This is a genomic window from Nereida ignava (assembly GCF_047114695.1).
In the GTDB taxonomy this organism is placed as follows: Bacteria; Pseudomonadota; Alphaproteobacteria; order Rhodobacterales; family Rhodobacteraceae; genus Nereida; species Nereida ignava.
Genome location: NZ_CP112885.1, coordinates 948,719 through 964,958, shown reverse-complemented (window position 1 = coordinate 964,958; position 16,240 = coordinate 948,719). Strand labels below are relative to the sequence as shown.

Annotated in this window: 17 protein-coding genes and 1 tRNA gene; 11 read left to right on the top strand and 7 right to left on the bottom strand. The window is 50.3% G+C overall.

Annotated features, from left to right (window positions below):
* Positions 1-36: 36 nt before the first annotated feature.
* A tRNA-Ile gene (locus OLX08_RS04730) sits at positions 37-113 on the bottom strand.
* A gap of 13 nt (positions 114-126) precedes the next feature.
* Entirely contained in the window at positions 127-375 is a 249-nt protein-coding gene (locus OLX08_RS04725) for a hypothetical protein (protein WP_391482797.1), read from the bottom strand.
* Positions 376-813: 438 nt separating this feature from the next.
* Between OLX08_RS04725 and OLX08_RS04720 the strand changes: the two genes are divergently transcribed.
* Positions 814-1,380 carry a tyrosine-type recombinase/integrase gene (locus OLX08_RS04720; protein ID WP_391482796.1) on the top strand — a complete coding sequence of 189 codons (567 nt, stop codon included), beginning with the start codon at positions 814-816 and terminating at the stop codon, positions 1,378-1,380.
* Positions 1,381-1,501: 121 nt separating this feature from the next.
* Positions 1,502-2,518, top strand: a complete 1,017-nt coding sequence (locus tag OLX08_RS04715) for a rod shape-determining protein (protein ID WP_391482794.1) — start codon at positions 1,502-1,504, stop codon at positions 2,516-2,518.
* Between the two features lie 25 nt (positions 2,519-2,543).
* Here OLX08_RS04715 and OLX08_RS04710 read toward each other — a convergent pair whose 3' ends face one another.
* Both OLX08_RS04710 and OLX08_RS04705 read right to left on the bottom strand, forming a co-directional pair.
* Positions 2,544-3,770, bottom strand: coding sequence for a tyrosine-type recombinase/integrase (locus OLX08_RS04710; protein WP_391482793.1), 1,227 nt, complete (start codon positions 3,768-3,770; stop codon positions 2,544-2,546).
* 155 nt (positions 3,771-3,925) lie between these two features.
* Positions 3,926-4,399 (bottom strand): winged helix-turn-helix transcriptional regulator, encoded by a 474-nt coding sequence (locus tag OLX08_RS04705; RefSeq protein WP_391482791.1) that lies wholly within the window; start codon positions 4,397-4,399, stop codon positions 3,926-3,928.
* Positions 4,400-4,539: 140 nt separating this feature from the next.
* On the opposite strand from OLX08_RS04705, the gene OLX08_RS04700 reads away from it, so the two are divergent.
* A complete protein-coding gene (locus tag OLX08_RS04700; protein WP_038010195.1) occupies positions 4,540-4,833 on the top strand; it encodes a DUF1330 domain-containing protein in 294 nt (97 codons plus the stop codon).
* Positions 4,830-5,114, top strand: coding sequence for a hypothetical protein (locus OLX08_RS04695; RefSeq protein ID WP_391482789.1), 285 nt, complete (start codon positions 4,830-4,832; stop codon positions 5,112-5,114). The genes OLX08_RS04700 and OLX08_RS04695 overlap by 4 nt, the downstream gene beginning before the upstream one ends.
* A 483-nt stretch (positions 5,115-5,597) precedes the next feature.
* On the opposite strand, the gene OLX08_RS04690 is transcribed toward OLX08_RS04695, so the two are convergent.
* Positions 5,598-6,473: a hydrogen peroxide-inducible genes activator gene (locus OLX08_RS04690; RefSeq protein WP_391482788.1), complete on the bottom strand. Its 876-nt coding sequence runs from the start codon at positions 6,471-6,473 to the stop codon at positions 5,598-5,600.
* Between the two features lie 104 nt (positions 6,474-6,577).
* Between OLX08_RS04690 and OLX08_RS04685 the strand changes: the two genes are divergently transcribed.
* From OLX08_RS04685 to OLX08_RS04670, 4 genes are all read left to right on the top strand, one after another.
* A complete protein-coding gene (locus tag OLX08_RS04685; RefSeq protein WP_391482787.1) occupies positions 6,578-7,222 on the top strand; it encodes a peroxiredoxin in 645 nt (214 codons plus the stop codon).
* Between the two features lie 93 nt (positions 7,223-7,315).
* A complete protein-coding gene (locus tag OLX08_RS04680) occupies positions 7,316-7,759 on the top strand; it encodes a Dps family protein (protein ID WP_391482785.1) in 444 nt (147 codons plus the stop codon).
* A gap of 63 nt (positions 7,760-7,822) precedes the next feature.
* Positions 7,823-8,692 carry an MBL fold metallo-hydrolase gene (locus OLX08_RS04675; protein ID WP_391482784.1) on the top strand — a complete coding sequence of 290 codons (870 nt, stop codon included), beginning with the start codon at positions 7,823-7,825 and terminating at the stop codon, positions 8,690-8,692.
* A 185-nt stretch (positions 8,693-8,877) separates the two neighbouring features.
* Positions 8,878-10,251, top strand: coding sequence for an SLC13 family permease (locus OLX08_RS04670; RefSeq protein WP_391482783.1), 1,374 nt, complete (start codon positions 8,878-8,880; stop codon positions 10,249-10,251).
* 558 nt (positions 10,252-10,809) lie between these two features.
* On the opposite strand, the gene OLX08_RS04665 is transcribed toward OLX08_RS04670, so the two are convergent.
* Positions 10,810-11,940, bottom strand: a complete 1,131-nt coding sequence (locus OLX08_RS04665; RefSeq protein ID WP_391482782.1) for an aminotransferase class V-fold PLP-dependent enzyme — start codon at positions 11,938-11,940, stop codon at positions 10,810-10,812.
* A 327-nt stretch (positions 11,941-12,267) separates the two neighbouring features.
* Here OLX08_RS04665 and OLX08_RS04660 point away from each other — a divergent pair, with 327 nt between their 5' ends.
* Together OLX08_RS04660 and OLX08_RS04655 are read left to right on the top strand one after the other, a co-directional pair.
* The gene (locus OLX08_RS04660; protein WP_391482780.1) at positions 12,268-12,867 is read left to right on the top strand and encodes a dimethylsulfonioproprionate lyase family protein; all 600 of its coding nucleotides are present in this window, start codon (positions 12,268-12,270) and stop codon (positions 12,865-12,867) included.
* A gap of 171 nt (positions 12,868-13,038) precedes the next feature.
* Entirely contained in the window at positions 13,039-14,052 is a 1,014-nt protein-coding gene (locus tag OLX08_RS04655) for a D-cysteine desulfhydrase (protein ID WP_391482779.1), read from the top strand.
* Positions 14,053-14,063: 11 nt separating this feature from the next.
* On the opposite strand, the gene OLX08_RS04650 is transcribed toward OLX08_RS04655, so the two are convergent.
* Entirely contained in the window at positions 14,064-14,948 is an 885-nt protein-coding gene (locus OLX08_RS04650; protein ID WP_391482777.1) for a LysR family transcriptional regulator, read from the bottom strand.
* Positions 14,949-15,201: 253 nt separating this feature from the next.
* On the opposite strand from OLX08_RS04650, the gene OLX08_RS04645 reads away from it, so the two are divergent.
* Complete coding sequence (locus OLX08_RS04645; RefSeq protein WP_391482775.1) at positions 15,202-16,167, top strand: glycine betaine ABC transporter substrate-binding protein; 966 nt, start codon at positions 15,202-15,204, stop codon at positions 16,165-16,167.
* The last annotated feature ends 73 nt before the right edge of the window (positions 16,168-16,240 follow it).

The following is a 16,240-nucleotide window of genomic DNA, read 5'->3' as shown; positions in this document are numbered from 1 at the left end:
AGTACGCTCACTAGTTCCAAAAAGATGGCAAATGTGTGGTAGGCCCGGCAGGACTTGAACCCGCAACCAAAGCGTTATGAGCGCTCTGCTCTAACCAGTTGAGCTACAGGCCCACGCATGAGCTGGTTATGCCAGTGCTTCTAACTGCTCAATGCTTAATTGAGTTATGGCATTTGCAATCCAGTGCTCTGCGGCTTCTTCGGTGCCAAAGCCAATACCTGCAATTCCAGCATAGCTAATCTCGAATAGATCCGTGCTATCTGGCTCAGCCCATTTACCTCCTGCACCGAGCACGTGTTCCCGCAATGCTTTTGCTGGATCACTGGCGTTGAGTATTGGCTCCACAAGAGCCCTGACTTTTGACTGATCAAACATTTAAGGCCTCCTATTAAGTTGCGGTCGTTATCTATGGCAAACGATTGATGATGCAAGTGCTCAAGCACGGTAAATGGTATCACGCAGTCCACGACCTCAAAGCTTGTAAGCGCTACTGATTGATCATTTCGATTATAACTTGGCATGAGGTGATTTAAATGCCAGGTTCTTGGCTTCGCAGTGCCTATGGCGCTGCAAAGCTCCGCTGTCTCCATGTTTTGGGAGGGATGTGTTGTAGGCAGCGGAGCATAGCAGCAAGGCTTGTACTGAGCGCAATCACACAGCCCAAAACCTCATAGAACACACATAGCATGAGATTATTGCGTAAGTCATTGTAAAACATAGACTTCAGGAAAGACGTCTTTCCGGTAGGAAGACCAATATCTCAGACTTTATGCTCAAAGCTAACAAATGATTAGGTTTTGAGTGGATCAGTACATGCGCCAAGCACAGACACTCAATGATGCGCAGCTGCGCCGCGTGATACAGTACTGCCGCAGCCGGCGTCATCCGGTGCGTGATGAAACGATCATACTGGTCAGCTTTTACGCAGGACTGCGAGCCAAGGAGATTGCCGCGCTCACCGTGGGCAATGTGTTTGATGAAGCGGGCGACGTACGCACACAGTTCATACTCACAGCGGAGCAAAGCAAGGGTGGGCATACGCGTACTGTGTATTTGAACCAGCGCTTGCGCAAAGCACTGCTGGAGTACAGCGCATCAATCCGCACAGCCAAGCCGCATCACGCATTGTTTGAGAGCCAAAAGGGTGGGCACTTCTCGGCAAACACCATGTGTCAGCTGTTCTTGGATATCTACAAAGCTGTAGGGCTTAAGGACGCTTCAAGCCATTCGGGAAGGCGCACTTATATCACACGCTTGGCCAACAAAGGCGTGGGTGTGCGCTTGCTAGCAGAATTGGCGGGGCATTCGCATATCAGCACCACCCAGAGGTATATTGATGTGAACGCAGAGCAGCTAACTGAGGCCGTGGAATTACTTTAATGTAATATCCAAAATCAGTGCCGTGCTCTTTCTTGGTTTTAAATCGCGGTTTTTACTATATCGGTTACAGGCGAAATAAATTTGCACGAAAGTAGCTACTTTGTTGCAGTGGAGGTAAGGCTTGCGTCATAAAATTAGCATAGACTTAGGCACGTCAAACATTGTGATTTGTGACAACAAAAATGGTGTCATTTTGGATGAGCCGTCGGTGATTGCGTTTCACACGACTAATAATCAGGAAAAAATGTTGGCCGTTGGAGATGATGCGAAGCTCATGCTGGGCAAAACACCAGGTAGCATACGGGCTGTGCAGCCGTTGTCTGACGGTGTGATTGCAGATTTTGATGCCGCACAGTCAATGATTACGGCGTTTTTTGCAAAAGTTGTCAGACTTTCTAAATGGCGTAAGCCAATTGTTTATGTTTGTGTTCCTTATGGCGCAACAGCTGTTGAAAAAAGAGCTATTAAAGCGACAATTGAAGCGGCGGGCGGTAAAGATGTCGGGCTTGTCCAGGAACCAATGGCTGCAGCCTTAGGAGCAGGATTGAAAGTGCTTAGTCCGCGAGGATCAATGGTAATTGATATTGGCGGTGGAACTTCTGAAATAGCAGTACTTTCTTTGGGGGGCGTGGTTGTGGCCCGCTCAGAAAGGATTGGGGGTCGTCACTTTGACGTCGTAATTTCAAACTACATTAAGAAAACGTACAATCTGCATGTCGGTTTAGCGTCATGCGAAGAAATGAAACACTCGATTGGAAGTGTCATAATGCCACCAGATGGGCAGGGTGAACACGTTGTTTTACGTGGTCGTCATGCCTTAACTGGGTTGCCAGAACAGCAAAAAGTCACGCAAGCCGATATTGCTACTGCATTAGCACCTTTAGCGCAGCAATTGAGCGAAGCAATTTTGAAGATACTAGAGCAGACTCCGCCTGATCTTGCAGGCGATATTCAAGAAGATGGAATGATGATCACCGGTGGTGGAGCGGGCCTTCAGGGCCTTGAGGAGCTGATCAAGTCTATTACGGGTATTCATGCGGTAAAAGCTGATAATAACAAGCACTCAGTTGCTTTGGGCACTCAAATGGCAATGAATTTAGGCCGGCAGTTTGAGCATGCGATTGAGCGTAATCCGTAACTAGATAACACTATTCAAAATACAGTTAACGCACCTCAAACTCATCGCTGCTCAACTCATACCTCTTGCCCGTGAGCATATCCTTCTTGAGGCGTGGGGTGAGATGACTGTAATGCCGCTCAATCATGCCTATGCTTGTACCCATCTGTACTGCGAGTGCATGTATATCCATCCCGTCGTTGAGCAGAGCGAAGGTCGCATAGGTGTGACGTAGGCTGTAGAGAGTGCGGTTCTGCCCCGTGCGCGGGCATGTGATCAGCCCTATGTCTTTGAGGAACTTGCGGAACGTCTGGTGGATGTTCTTTGAGACCGTACCATCGGGCAATCTGAACACTGGCAGATCGATACGCTGCTTGAGCAGGTCTTCAAAGGGGATGTGGCGTATGTCCTCTGACCGCTCGTGTATGCGCTTGAGGTAGTTGATCGTACCACTGCGGCAGATGATGTCTCTGCGACCAGTCTTGCCTGACACGCTCATCTCCAAGTATTGCAGATCCTTTTCCTCAAACAGCGTCACGTGCTTCCACTTGAGGTTTAGCGCCTCTGTGCCGTGCCGCATGCCTGTATTGGCCATAATCAACACATAGTCCCGCATGAGGTGACGCATGTCTGTGGGTTTGCCTGCCTTGCCAGTATCAATCCAGCTGGGCAGCTTGCGGATGAGTGTGGCGTATTCTTCGCGGGTGAAGTCTGGGCGTCGTTCACTCTTCTCACCACGGTTCACCAGTAGCGGCACATTCTTGTGCGCTATAAAGCCCCGCGCCACAGCTTCTTCAAACACACGGTTCATGGCTGAGTTATGTGTGTTCAGCGTACTAGCCTTTGGCTCACGCCCCATCTTAGCACGCCGCCACTCGTAGAACTGCTGCACCTTCTCGTAATCAATGGTGGTCACATACTGTGCACCGAAGAACGGGATCAGATAACGCTCAATACATACGATGTAATCTGCGAACACTTTACGCCCTAAGCCCGCATCCAGCTGCTTGCGCATATCCGCAATGGCCAGCTTGGCCACATCAGAGAACTTCTTGGTCACAACAGGTAGGTCATTCTTGTGGCGGAACTTGTACTCAAGAAACGTATCGCGGGCGTATTCCTTGGCCTCAGCTAAATCGCGCTTGCCTGTGCTGATGCGGATAGTGTGCCCATCAATCACAAAGGCTGCCTGCCAGCGCTTGCTGCGCTCACGTCGATACACACGCACCTCGCCGTCCAGTATCAGATGTGTGTCTTCACGCAGCTGCCGCATGTCCCGCTCCTCACCGCAACACTACGGCAGAGCGCACCGACAAGTCTACGAAAGTGTGTGTTAGCCTGCTAGGGCTTGGCAGTTGAAACAGGTTCAGGATTGTTTATGCTTCACAGTTGACATTGTCGAACGCGCAGCCGCGTGTAACTGAAAATTTATAGGTTATCAGCCAGCCACCACAAAGGCGTTGGTTCAATCGTCTTCGTCACATGAATCTGGTACAGTCGTTCGAGTAGCTTCTTTTTCAAATCATCGTCCCCTGAATGAAATGGACTGGTGCGCGAAACAAATTCCGGCGAGGGGTTTCTGAATTCGGCAGTCCAACTAGCCAAGTGAAACAAAATAGGTACGAAAGCGATCCCAGCTTCAGTGAGGAAATAAAGCTTCTTCTGCGCGTGATTGTCCGATTTTTGAACATTCAACAGGCCCAGCTGTACCATATAGTGCAATCGTGATGACAGCGAAGCCGAAGAAATTCCCTCACGATTGTTTTTCAATATCTCGTTGAAGCCACGTCGATCAAATAGCGCAATTTCGCGGATAATTATTGGGATCCACTTGTCAATAAGCAGGTGTCCAGCCAGGCCGATTGGGCACATTTCCTCTTCGACGATTTTCAAGTCAAGCATGTCATGCCTCCAAACCACTTTAACATGCAGACTAGACTGTCGACAATCGCAAGGTCAACCTAGACATGAGCATCGTCGACTGCAGATGAAAAGGATACCTAAAGTGCCTATAGAAGTGAAAATTCTGAGAGGAAATCAAAATGCCTAAAGGCTATTTAATTGCCAATTTACGCGTGAAAGACCCAGAAGCGTTTAAAAAATTTTCGGAAGCAGCATTGCCATCCATTGAACAATATGGCGGTAGAATACTTGCACGCGGCCCACACGCTGATCGCCATGAGGGCAATGTATCGGGCGTGGTGACTATGCTTGAATTTGAAAGCAAAGAGGCCGCGGAAAAGTTCTATTTCAGCGATGAGTATCAGGCCGCAAAGGCAATTCGCGATACTGGATGTGATGCTGATTTAATGATTATTGAAGGAATGCAGGAATGACCAAAAAACTATCGATTGTACGATTCAAACCCAAGCCTGAATATTTTGATGAATTCTTGCAGAATATCCAAGACTGGCACGCCCAAGTATTCGCAGATGGTGACCATCGTCTAATGCGGACGGATGAGGAAGTTGTTGCCATGGTTGTTCGAGATAGCGAAATGCTGGAAGAAAATATCAAACGCGGGGTAAATTGGTTAGATAGCCAAAGACCTCTCTTGCAAGAATACAACGATGTGGATCGTCACACGATGCCCATGACAGGTGATCTCGTAGTTTAGCATTAGATCGACACGTCATATTTGTAGTACTGAAACTGGTCACGTCGGTGTGTGGGACCTACTGAAGCCCACACTGTTGGCAATTAAACCAATGATGCCACCAATAATGTCCAGACAAAACTCTGCCAACACAGTGTTAGCAACACAGCAACAGCCAACATGGTTGTTTAGTTATTGATGCAATGGTTGTGCCCATCAATCACAAAGGCCGCTTACCAGCGCTTGCTGCGTTCACGCCAATATACCCGCACCTCGCCGTCCAGTATAAGATGTGTGTCGTCACGGAGACACGAGCACGACACATGATAGCTACCACGCCAGAACGTTCAGCGTTCCCGGGATCATTAGACGTGTTTGTGCCCGTCTGGGGATTCGGTAGGAAACATGTAAACCAACGGGCACCAGGTATTCAGTGGTGTGGGCTTTAATCAACGCCCTCTGCCGATTACCTTAAACATTCCTGTTTCAGTCTCTCGCAAGTTTTTATTCATCGCGCTGTAACAGGCCGCCAAGTTTTCTGAAAAGTTCGTCGCGTGCCGATCCAGGTCGCCACGCAAGAACCACGTGACGTGGGCAGGCGTCGGGGAGCGGGGTGAGGCGAACGTCGCTGCCGCCCACGACCCCCGCTTCAATTGCGAGGTTCGGCAAAAGAGTAACGCCTAACCCCTCGGACACCATTGCAATCAATGTCGTCAGACTGGTCGCTGAAAAACTATCCTGCACCGACAGGATGCGTTCTGGATACGCCTCCAGCGCATGACGCTGAAGGCAATGCCCCTTTTCCAGCAACATGAGCTGTCCGCCCTTCGTCAGTATTTCTGTCCCGCGCGGGACAGGCCAGTCCGCGGGGGTGGCCAGCTGATATCCGTCTTCAAAGAGCGGCATGATCTCCAAAGCCCCCGTATCAAAGGGCAGCGCGATCAGGATCAGATCAAGGCGACCTGCATGGAGCCCCTCAATGAGGCTTTCGGTCATCTCTTCGCGCATGTAAACGCGCAGGTCGGGAAACGCGTTGCGGATTGCGGGCAGGGCATGTGGCAGCAGGAAGGGGCCAATTGTCGGAATTGCCCCTAGTTTCAAGTCGCCCTCAAACGGATTTCGATGGGCCTTTGCAACGGTCTCGATCTCTGCGGTATCCAACAAGAGCTGACGGGCACGCGTCGTGATCTCTTCTCCGACGGTTGTTAGCATCACGGTTTGGCGGGTGCGTTCGATCAATTGAACCCCAAGTCGATCCTCAAGTTCTTTGATGCCCGCACTGAGTGTCGGCTGGGTCACAAAGCACAGGTCTGCCGCACGCGAAAAATTCAGCGTGTCAGCGACGGCTGTAAGATAGCGCATTTGGCGGAGCGTGATCACTTATCGATTTCCTCTATCATTATTAGTTTTATATTCAATTTCCTCTATCTGCGTCCAGCGCGTATCTCTGTCTCATCAAAACGATCAATCCAAGGACAGATGATATGACAGACCAAGTACAACAGCCCGGCGCACGCTTGAACGAACCTGCTCCGGCGTTCGACGCCCCAACAACACACGGCCGCAAGACGCTTGCTGACTATAAGGGCAAATGGCTGGTTCTCTTCTCACACCCTGCCGACTTCACACCAGTTTGCACCACGGAATTCATCGGCTTCGCCAAGAAACAGGACGATTTCAACGCCCGCAACACAGAGCTTCTGGGCCTGTCCGTCGACAGCCACTACAGCCACATCGCGTGGATGCTGAACATCAAGGAAAAGTTCGGTGTCGAGATCAAATTCCCGATCATCGCCGACCTCAACATGGCGGTGGCCCAAGCCTACGGGATGATCCAGCCCGGTGCGTCCGATACCGCCGCTGTGCGGGCCACGTTCCTGATCGACCCCGAAGGCGTGCTGCGTGCGATGGTCTATTACCCGATGAACGCAGGCCGGTCGGTGGATGAAATCTACCGCCTGTTGGTCGCAATGCAGACAGCCGATGAGAATTCTTGCGCGATGCCTGAAAACTGGAAACCCGGTGAGCCTGTGATCGTGCCGACGCCAGCAACGCCAGAGGCCGCGATGGCCCGTGCTGATGAAGGCTTTGAGACTGTGGACTGGTATTTTTCAACCCGCATGCTCTGACACGAAGGGCGGGCCATCATGGCCCGCTCACGACCGCCCCACTTTTCCACATCTGCCTAGCGCAGTGAATTCATACCCCAAGGAGCAAGACCCATGACTGACGTATCCCAAAAGAACATTGACGCCCTGAACGCCGTATTGGGTGAAACATTCCGCCTCTATGTCCAGACGCACGGCTATCACTGGAACGTAGAAGGTCCCAATTTTCGCCAGCTGCACGTGATGTTTGAAGAGCAATACCAAAACCTCTGGGGCGCTTTGGACGAGATCGCCGAGCGTATCCGCACTCAAGGCGCCTATGCGCCGGGGTCTGTTGCCGACCTGATGGCACTGGCCACACCGGAAGATATGCCCGCGCAATCCGCCGAAGAAATGGTGACAAAGCTGGCGGCTGGCCATGAGGCTCTTGCCGACACGCTGCGCAATGCTATCGAAACAAGCGGCGACGCGGGCGACGAAGTCTCTGCCGGTATTCTGACAGATCGTCTGGAATATCACGAAAAAGAACTGTGGATGATGAAAGCAAGCACACGCTGATCCTCCCTGCCCAAGCCTTCGGGCTTGGTCCACCTTCCTACAATCACGCACAGGAGAGAACCAATGAGCAATCCAATCGTAAAAGGCTTCTGGGACAAACCGACCGGAAGCTGGCAATATGTTTTCCACGACCCCGAGACCATGAAAGGGGCCATCGTTGATCCGGTCCTTGATTACGATCCGCTGGCCGCCGCGACATCCACGAAGAACGCTGAGATTCTTTTGAACTATGTGCGCGAGACAGGCATCGAACTGGTCTGGATTCTGGACACGCACCCCCACGCTGACCACTTTTCATCTGCGCCGTGGTTAAAAGCCCAAACTGGCGCGCCCACGGCCATTGGCGAAAAAGTGACCGGTGTCCAAAGCCTTTGGCAGGACATCTACAACCTCCCCAAGGATTTCCCGACGGATGGCAGCCAATGGGACCGCCTGTTCGCCGATGGTGACACATTCATGGTGGGCAATGTGCCGGTTACGGTGATGTTCTCGCCGGGGCATACGATGGCGTCGATCACCTACGTGGCAGGGGATGCGGCCTTCGTGCATGACACGCTGATGATGCCGGACAGCGGCAGCTCTCGGGCGGATTTCCCGGGCGGCAGTTCGGCAGCGCTCTATGACAGCATTTCGGCTATTCTTGCATTGCCAGAGGACACGCGCGTCTTTGTCGGTCACGACTACGCCCCTGATCGGGATGCGGAATGCGAAGCAACGGTCGCGCAGCACCGTGCGTTTAACATCCACTGGCAGGACAACCCGTTAAAGGCTGAATACCGCGCTGTGCGGGATGCCCGTGATGCGACGTTGGCACTGCCAAAGTTGATGCTGGCCGCGCTGCAGATCAACATTCGGGGTGGGCGCCTCCCAATGGCAGAGGACAATGGCCGTTCCTATCTGAAGGTGCCCTTGAACTATTTTGAGAGCCGTTAACCAGCGGCCCCATTTAACAGAATGACGTCACTTCGTTGATGTCATTCTGTCTCTTCTGATGAGAATTTCGGCGTAAGCCTGTGCCACTTTGCCACTGTACTGCGATTGCGGTCGGACCACTCTTTCCGGTGAAATTTCATGCTCCTAAGGCTTCCATTGAACACTCCATCTACAAAGTGATCCCTATGACACGCGCAAAAGACTATATCTTCGTACTGGCTGTAGCGTTGGCGGCTTGGGCCGCAATTGCGCAGCCTGCAAGTATGACAAGCGAGCAAGCCATGACCTTTGGAGTCATGCTTGTAACTTTGGCGATCTGGGGCACAGGGGTGGTGCCTGGGTATGTCGGATCTACGTTCCTGTTCACTGCGCTGATCTTGGGCAATCTGGCCACCCCACAAGAGGTCTTTTCCAGCTTCTCATCTACCGCGATCTGGCTTGTGGTGGCGGGATTTGTCATCGGGGCGGCGATCACCCATTCGGGGCTGGGCGCACGCATGGGAGCCTTGGCGCGGCCGCATCTATCAAAAAGCTACGCGACGTTGATCGCAGGGCTTATGATACTGGGGATGCTGCTGGGGTTTGTGATGCCGTCCTCTCTTGGGCGGGCTGCGGTTTTGGTACCTGTCGGCATGGCGCTGGCGGATGCCTTGGGGCTTGGTAAAGGATCAAAAGGGCGCACGGGCGTTGCGGTAATTATTGCGATCGGGACGAACATGCCCAGCTTTGCGATCCTGCCGTCCAACATCCCCAACATCATCCTGTCAGGCGTGGCCGAGCAATCCTTCGGGGTGCATTTCAGTTACGCCGACTATTTGTTGCTGCACTACCCTGTATTGGGCATGCTGAAATCTGCCGTCATCGTCGGTCTCGTGCTGTATTTCTTTCCGGGACAGGTCCAGTCCACCGATACCCCAACGAAACAAGGTGCCGTAGCGGGAGGGCGCCAGACCGCGCTGATGGCAATCCTGTTGCTGACGCTTGGTCTGTGGGCGACGGACCAGTTGCACGGAATCAATGCTGCATGGATTGGCTTGGGCGCATCGCTGGTTTTGATGGTGCCGCAACTGGGCTTCGTGCCACCGGCGGTTTTCAAATCATCGGTCGACTTCTCGATGCTGTTGTTTGTGGCCGGCGCTTTGACGCTTGGCACGATCGTGGCCTCTAGCGGGCTGGGCGACATCATCGCAACCGAGGCATTTGCCGTCCTTCCATTGCAAGCCGGTCAAGACTTTATGAACTTCATGTCCTTGTCGGTTTTGGGAACGGGCACGTCGATCTTTACTACTGCGCCCGGCGCGCCGGCGGTTTTGACTCCGCTTGCGAGCGATCTGGTGGAAACCACGGGGTTCTCGCTCACCGCTGTTCTGATGACACAGGTCATCGGGTTTTCGACCGTCATCTTTCCCTATCAGGTCGGCCCGTTGATCGTTGCTATGGGGTTGGCTGGGGAAAATACACGCCCACTGTTGAAGGTGACGGTTGTCCTGTCAATCATCACGCTGCTCGTCCTCGTGCCGCTTGATTTTTTGTGGTGGAAACTGCTCGGCGTCATCTGATTACAGACGGTGGCTGTCCGACGCACTGCAGACATTGGTACAACCTGCAGCATCCGACACTCTGGGCTCGAAGCAGCCATTCGCCGCGCCTAGCGCCAAAGTCCGCTCTGGGCGGAAAACCAGCAATCGCGTTCTTTGTATTACCAACCATGTTCGCCCAAAACTCTGCCAACACAGTGTTAGCAACACAGCACCAGCCAACACTGTGTTCAACACCGTGATTCAGCGCTCGAAATAGTGAGCAACACGGCAAAAAGTGTGTGTTTGGTGTGTTTTTGAAAAACACAACTTAAGCGTGCATGGCGCTAGTCTAAGTCATTGATATTGATTGATAAATGGTGCCCGGGGGCGGAATCGAACCACCGACACGAGGATTTTCAATGGAGGCGGTGTAATTTAGACATTTATTATCAATGATTTGCGCAGCAATATTTTTGGTGTGCGCGTAAGTGTGTTTTTAGTGTCATTTTGAGGGCAGGGCGGAAACGCTGTGTTGACCACCGTTTAGTTGGGGCGCCATACCTCTCCCTCGGCTACTTTCGCTCATGTTTGCAGTCGCTATATTTTTGCAGCGTCCAGCGCTCTGCGCACTCGATTTGTCGTAGCGGCTACATCGTACAGTTTGTCTAGGCCGAATAAACCCAAACGAAAAGTTTTGAAGTCAGCAGGCTCATCACACTGTAGTGGCACGCCAGCTGCAATCTGAACACCGTTCTCAGCAAACTTCTTACCATTCTGAACATCTGGATCGTTAGTGTAGGATACAACAACGCCCGGCGCACCAAAGCCGTCAGCTGCAACTGATGTTATGCCGCGTGAAGCTAATATTTTGCGGACCTGATTACCTAATTCCCATTGTGCTTCTTTAAGTTTTTGAAAGCCATATTGGCGCGTCTCAAGCATGGTATCACGAAACAATTTGAGGGCATCAGTGGGCATGGTCGCATGGTAAGAATGACCACCATTCTCATAACTTTTCATTACTTGGTGCCATTTGTTTAAATCGATGGCAAAGCTGTCGGATTGTGTGTTTTCAAGCCGCTGAACAGCCCGATCTGATAGCATCACAAGACCTGCTGCAGGCGATGCACTCCAGCCTTTTTGTGGTGCGGAAATTAGTACATCAACACCCAACTTTCTCATATCAACCCAGACACACCCAGAAGCGATACAATCCAGCACCATAAGGGCTCCTACTTCATGAGCCGCTTCTGCCATTTTTTCGATGTAGCTGTCAGGCAAGATAATGCCTGCGCTTGTCTCCACGTGAGGGGCAAATACAACATCAGGCGCTTCGGTCCGAATGGTTTCTACTACTTGCTCAATAGGAGCTGGCGCAAAAGCCGACTGGCTTTCATTACCTTTCCTATGAGCCTTCAGAACCGTTGTTTCGGATGTTAAGTTACCATTTTCAATAATCTGGCTCCACCGGTAGCTAAACCAACCGTTGCGGACCACCAGTGCTTTTGAGTTTCTTGCGAACTGTCGAGCGACAGCTTCCATGCCAAATGTTCCGCCACCCGGTATTAGGACGACTGCGTCTGCACAGTAGACTTCCTTTAGCATTGAAGAGATGTCGTTCATTACGCCTTGAAACGTGCTGCTCATGTGGTTGAGTGATCTGTCTGTAAATACGACAGAAAACTCTTCCAGACCTGTTGGATCAACGTGATCAAGTAATGCTGACATTGGGCTCTCCGTTTGCTGTTGTTGGAGACGCTATCTGCTTACAACTGAGCTGGCAAAGTCTACTTAGGTATACTTTCTAGCTGACTAGGCTGATATGTTGCAGATGTTGATGATAAAATTTATCTTCAGAAACTATTGTAGTTGAACGTAAAGATCCTGGATTAGAGCGGCCGCGGAACGCTTCAAAGCGGGTGTACGGGCACACATAGCGATCTTACCAAACTCATCGCTTGAAACCTGGAAAGTTATTGTTTGCAAAATATGTAGACAATCGTTGGGTTTTCTTGCTCATCTTTTCAAGATTAGAGCTACAATGGTGCCTTCAAAATGCATATTCAAACCAACACAAAAGTGCTTAATGAATTCATTATTGCAGCAAAGACGGCCTACTTGTCGCGCACGCAAGACCCATATTTGATTGCATCACTAAACAAGTTTTTTGCTGTGATCGAAGAGACTGCACCTGAGGCGGAGGTAGTCAGTGGCCGTGTTTCGGCATGCCAGCACATGGATGAAGTGTTGGCAAATTGCAGCTTTCTTGACCCAGATTTGCAGTTTCTAATGAGAAAGTTTGAAGAAATTGAACCGTGGCTGAAGTGGCGTATCCGTCATGGAGGCAATGATGCCGCAAGTGATAATTTCGCAAGCAATCACGCAAACGCAATAATAATAGGGCCTGGAGGTCTCAAAAATCCAGGTTCTTTGCAGTTAGGTGTGACGCTTTTGGCCCCAAATGTACGGTACCCTGATCATCGGCACTCGCCTGAAGAAACTTACTTGGTCATTAGTTCAGGTGATTTCAGAAACGAACTTCAGGAATGGGTACAGGTGAGTGAAGGGGGCACATTTTATAACCAACATAACATTACTCATGCCATGCGTTCTTCAGACATTCCTCTTTTCGCTTTTTGGGCTCTGCTTAAATAATCAGTTGTTGTTCTATGCTAAGGATTAGAAGCTAACTTGGTCGCGCCCAATAAACGGGCATACACGCTGAGTAATGGCTGGTTAATATACACGAACAGTAATGCGAATTTTGCATTGGGACTGAGGCATTTAGTCAGATAATTTATAGAAAAGCCAACTAGGAGTTCTCCAATGCATCTTGCCCGTTTCCCGCGTGTTCATCTTGCCCATCTCTCAACACCGCTTGAGCCGATGGAGCGTCTTTCAAAAGAATTGGGCGTCGAATTGTGGATCAAGCGCGATGATTGCACAGGTATGTCCACTGGCGGCAATAAGACACGCAAACTGGAATTCTTAATGGCCGAAGCGGTTGAGCAGGGTGCGGATATGGTCATGACGCAAGGTGCGACTCAGACAAACCATGGCCGCCAGACAGCCGCCTTTGCCGCCAAGATGGGTCTTAAGTGCCACATCCTGCTCGAAGATCGCACCGGATATCAGGACGGCAATTATAACACCAACGGTAACGTTTTGCTGGATCATCTGCATGGCGCTACGACGGAGAAGTTTCCAGCAGGCCACGACATGCCTGGCGAGATGGAAAAAGCCGCAGAAAAAATGCGTGCCAAAGGTCATACCGTTTATGTTATCCCTGGAGGCGGCTCCAATCCCACAGGTGCATTGGGATATGTGAATGCTGCGTTTGAATTGGTCGAGCAGGCCAATAAAATGGGGATGAAAATCGATCGTCTAACCCATGCTACTGGATCATCTGGCACTCAAGCAGGTCTGGTCACAGGCATGTGCGCGATGAATGCTCAGATTCCGATCCTTGGCATTGGCACCAGGGCCCCACAGCCCAAGCAGGAACAGATGGTCTATGAACTCGCCTGTAAAACGGCGGAGAAACTTGGATGTCCCGGTGTGGTCAAGCGCGAGGATGTGATGGCTAACACGGATTATGTCGGTGAAGGTTACGGTATTCCAACTGAAAGCGGTATCGAGGCGATCAAAATGTTTGCCGAGCTGGAGGGCATCCTGCTTGATCCGTGCTACTCTGCCAAAGGCGCAGCGGGGATGATTGATCTAGCGCGCAAGGGCCATTTCAAGGATGAGCGTGTCGTCTTTCTACACACTGGTGGAGCGGCTGCTCTTGGTGGGTATGATTTCGCTTTTGATCACAAAAAATACTGGGTTACGATGTAAAGCCTAGGGGCTTACAGTAGCTCCCAAACGGCTTTGGTTTGCCCGGATAATCCCGCGGGATTGGTGTATGCAGCAATTTTGAGTTTTGCGATAGATGACTCGTTTCCAATGGGGACCAGAGCGCCTGCAGCAAGTTCAGTCTCGATGGCAGTTTCGGGCATCCAGGCAAACCCATTTCCATTCATCAATCGCCGCTTGATAGTTTCGACTAGTCCGTCGATGTAGATAACGTCTAAGTTTTTAGTTTTTTGCGAAATTAGGCTATCAGCAACTGTTCCCAAAAATGATGACTGTTCATAAGCCAGATATGGGATTGGACGGTTTTTTGCATCAGCCAAATTCCAGCCAAGAAGCTCTACTTGCTCCTTTAGTGCTACAGGTAATAGCCGTTCAGTGTGTACATTTTTACGGTTGAAATTATTATCATCTATGCGCGGCGATACGGCTGGATGATCGTAGCAGAGCATAATATCTACTGCGCCTTCGGCCAAGAGTTCGCAGCATGAACTCAGTGAATCAGAAATTACGCGGACCCGGAAATCATCTATTTCTTGCTGTAAGACATCAAGACGAGAGGATAAATAGTTTACTGAAATTGTGTGTAGTGCAGAAATTCGTACAAAGCTATTGCCTCCATCATCGGCATCTCTGATGGCCTGGCGAGTATCTACTAAATGTAAAATTGCCGCTTGTGCCGATGGCAGAAATTGCCGGCCAGCTTCTGTTAACTGAATGGGATAGGTGGCTCTGTTAATGAGTGCCAATCCAACCCAGTTCTCTAATCCCTTGATTCTGCGACTAAATGCCGACTGAGTTATGTTCCGCTCATCTGCAGCACGGGTAAAATTTAAGGTCCTTGCTAGGCATTCAAAATCTCTGAGCCAATTTAGGTCCACTTAGAATCACCTTCTCATAAAATCACTTTATTTTTGACATAACACAAAACTATGCAACTTAAGCATAGTTTTATGAGTTGTTCGAATTGGCACTAAGCGAATTTCTTGGATTAACCTTTGCATATCATGACGGTTGCCAAACATTACCTTCACGTTCCCGCAATCCGGATGAGTGAGAAAAGTGAATCTCCTTTTTTCATGTACCATAATTATAGACGTCGAAATGGCGCACCCCCAACAGAGGAAACAAAAAATGAAAACTAAACTTAAAACATGCGCCATGGCGATGGCCGTTAGCATTTTTGCTTTGCCAGCGGTTGCATCAGAGTCCGTGAAAATAGGCTTGCCATCTTGGACAGGCGCACAAGCCATTGGTCACCTTCTAGGAGAAATTGTTACATCTCGCATTGGTGGAACTGTTGAGTATGTCCCTGGTAATAATGCTACGATTTTTCAAGCGATGGATCAGGGCAAAGGTGACATCGATGTGCATCCTGATGTCTGGTTACCAAACCAACAAAGCTTTACCGACAAGTATGTAGATGGTGCAGGCACAGTAACGCTGTCATCTAACCCTTATGAGGGCAATCAAGGCTTTTGTGTAAGTAACGATTTTGGCACGGCAAATAATATCACTGACATTGCAGACTTGGGTCGTCCTGATGTCGCTGCGTTAATGGACAGTGATGGTAATGGAAAAGGTGAGATGTGGATTGGTGCGCCAGGATGGGCGTCAGCGAATGTAAACGAAGTTAAAACGCGCGACTACGGACTACTCGATTTCATCGAGCCTATACGGGCCGAAGAAAGCGTTAAGACTGCTCGTATCAAAGATAGCATCGCAAAAGGCGAAGGTTATGCGTTCTATTGCTACAAGCCACATGCTGTGTGGTTTATGTTCGATGTCAAAATGCTAAGTGAGCCAACTTTTGATGAAGCAAAATATAAAATGGTACAGCCTTCAGACGATGCTGATTGGTATGAGAATTCCTATGTCGCTACTAAGGATGCATTGAAAAATGTACAAATTGCTTGGTCCAATTCACTTGAAGGCCGGTCTCCGGCAATTGCAGAATTTTTTGCCAATTTCTCGGTTACTGCAGATGACGTTAGCAGTTTAGCTTTTGAGGTATCTGCGAAGGGTGTTGATCCAGCAGATGCGGCTAAAGCATGGATCGCAGCAAACTCCGACCGTGTTGATGCGATGCTTGGACTTTAACACTTTAGAACGTGCGGCACTTACCTTTGATGTAAGTGCCGCATCGTAGTCTTCCTTATTGAAAGAGCACGTA

Bases quoted from the DNA above. Each gene is read 5' to 3' on its own strand.
- OLX08_RS04725 (WP_391482797.1), bottom strand. From the start codon at position 375: ATGTTTGATCAGTCAAAAGTCAGGGCTCTTGTGGAGCCAATACTCAAC.
- OLX08_RS04720 (WP_391482796.1), top strand. From the start codon at position 814: ATGCGCCAAGCACAGACACTCAATGATGCGCAGCTGCGCCGCGTGATA.
- OLX08_RS04710 (WP_391482793.1), bottom strand. From the start codon at position 3,770: ATGCGGCAGCTGCGTGAAGACACACATCTGATACTGGACGGCGAGGTG.
- OLX08_RS04705 (WP_391482791.1), bottom strand. From the start codon at position 4,399: ATGCTTGACTTGAAAATCGTCGAAGAGGAAATGTGCCCAATCGGCCTG.
- OLX08_RS04700 (WP_038010195.1), top strand. From the start codon at position 4,540: ATGCCTAAAGGCTATTTAATTGCCAATTTACGCGTGAAAGACCCAGAA.
- OLX08_RS04695 (WP_391482789.1), top strand. From the start codon at position 4,830: ATGACCAAAAAACTATCGATTGTACGATTCAAACCCAAGCCTGAATAT.
- OLX08_RS04685 (WP_391482787.1), top strand. From the start codon at position 6,578: ATGACAGACCAAGTACAACAGCCCGGCGCACGCTTGAACGAACCTGCT.
- OLX08_RS04680 (WP_391482785.1), top strand. From the start codon at position 7,316: ATGACTGACGTATCCCAAAAGAACATTGACGCCCTGAACGCCGTATTG.
- OLX08_RS04675 (WP_391482784.1), top strand. From the start codon at position 7,823: ATGAGCAATCCAATCGTAAAAGGCTTCTGGGACAAACCGACCGGAAGC.
- OLX08_RS04670 (WP_391482783.1), top strand. From the start codon at position 8,878: ATGACACGCGCAAAAGACTATATCTTCGTACTGGCTGTAGCGTTGGCG.
- OLX08_RS04665 (WP_391482782.1), bottom strand. From the start codon at position 11,940: ATGTCAGCATTACTTGATCACGTTGATCCAACAGGTCTGGAAGAGTTT.
- OLX08_RS04660 (WP_391482780.1), top strand. From the start codon at position 12,268: ATGCATATTCAAACCAACACAAAAGTGCTTAATGAATTCATTATTGCA.
- OLX08_RS04655 (WP_391482779.1), top strand. From the start codon at position 13,039: ATGCATCTTGCCCGTTTCCCGCGTGTTCATCTTGCCCATCTCTCAACA.
- OLX08_RS04645 (WP_391482775.1), top strand. From the start codon at position 15,202: ATGAAAACTAAACTTAAAACATGCGCCATGGCGATGGCCGTTAGCATT.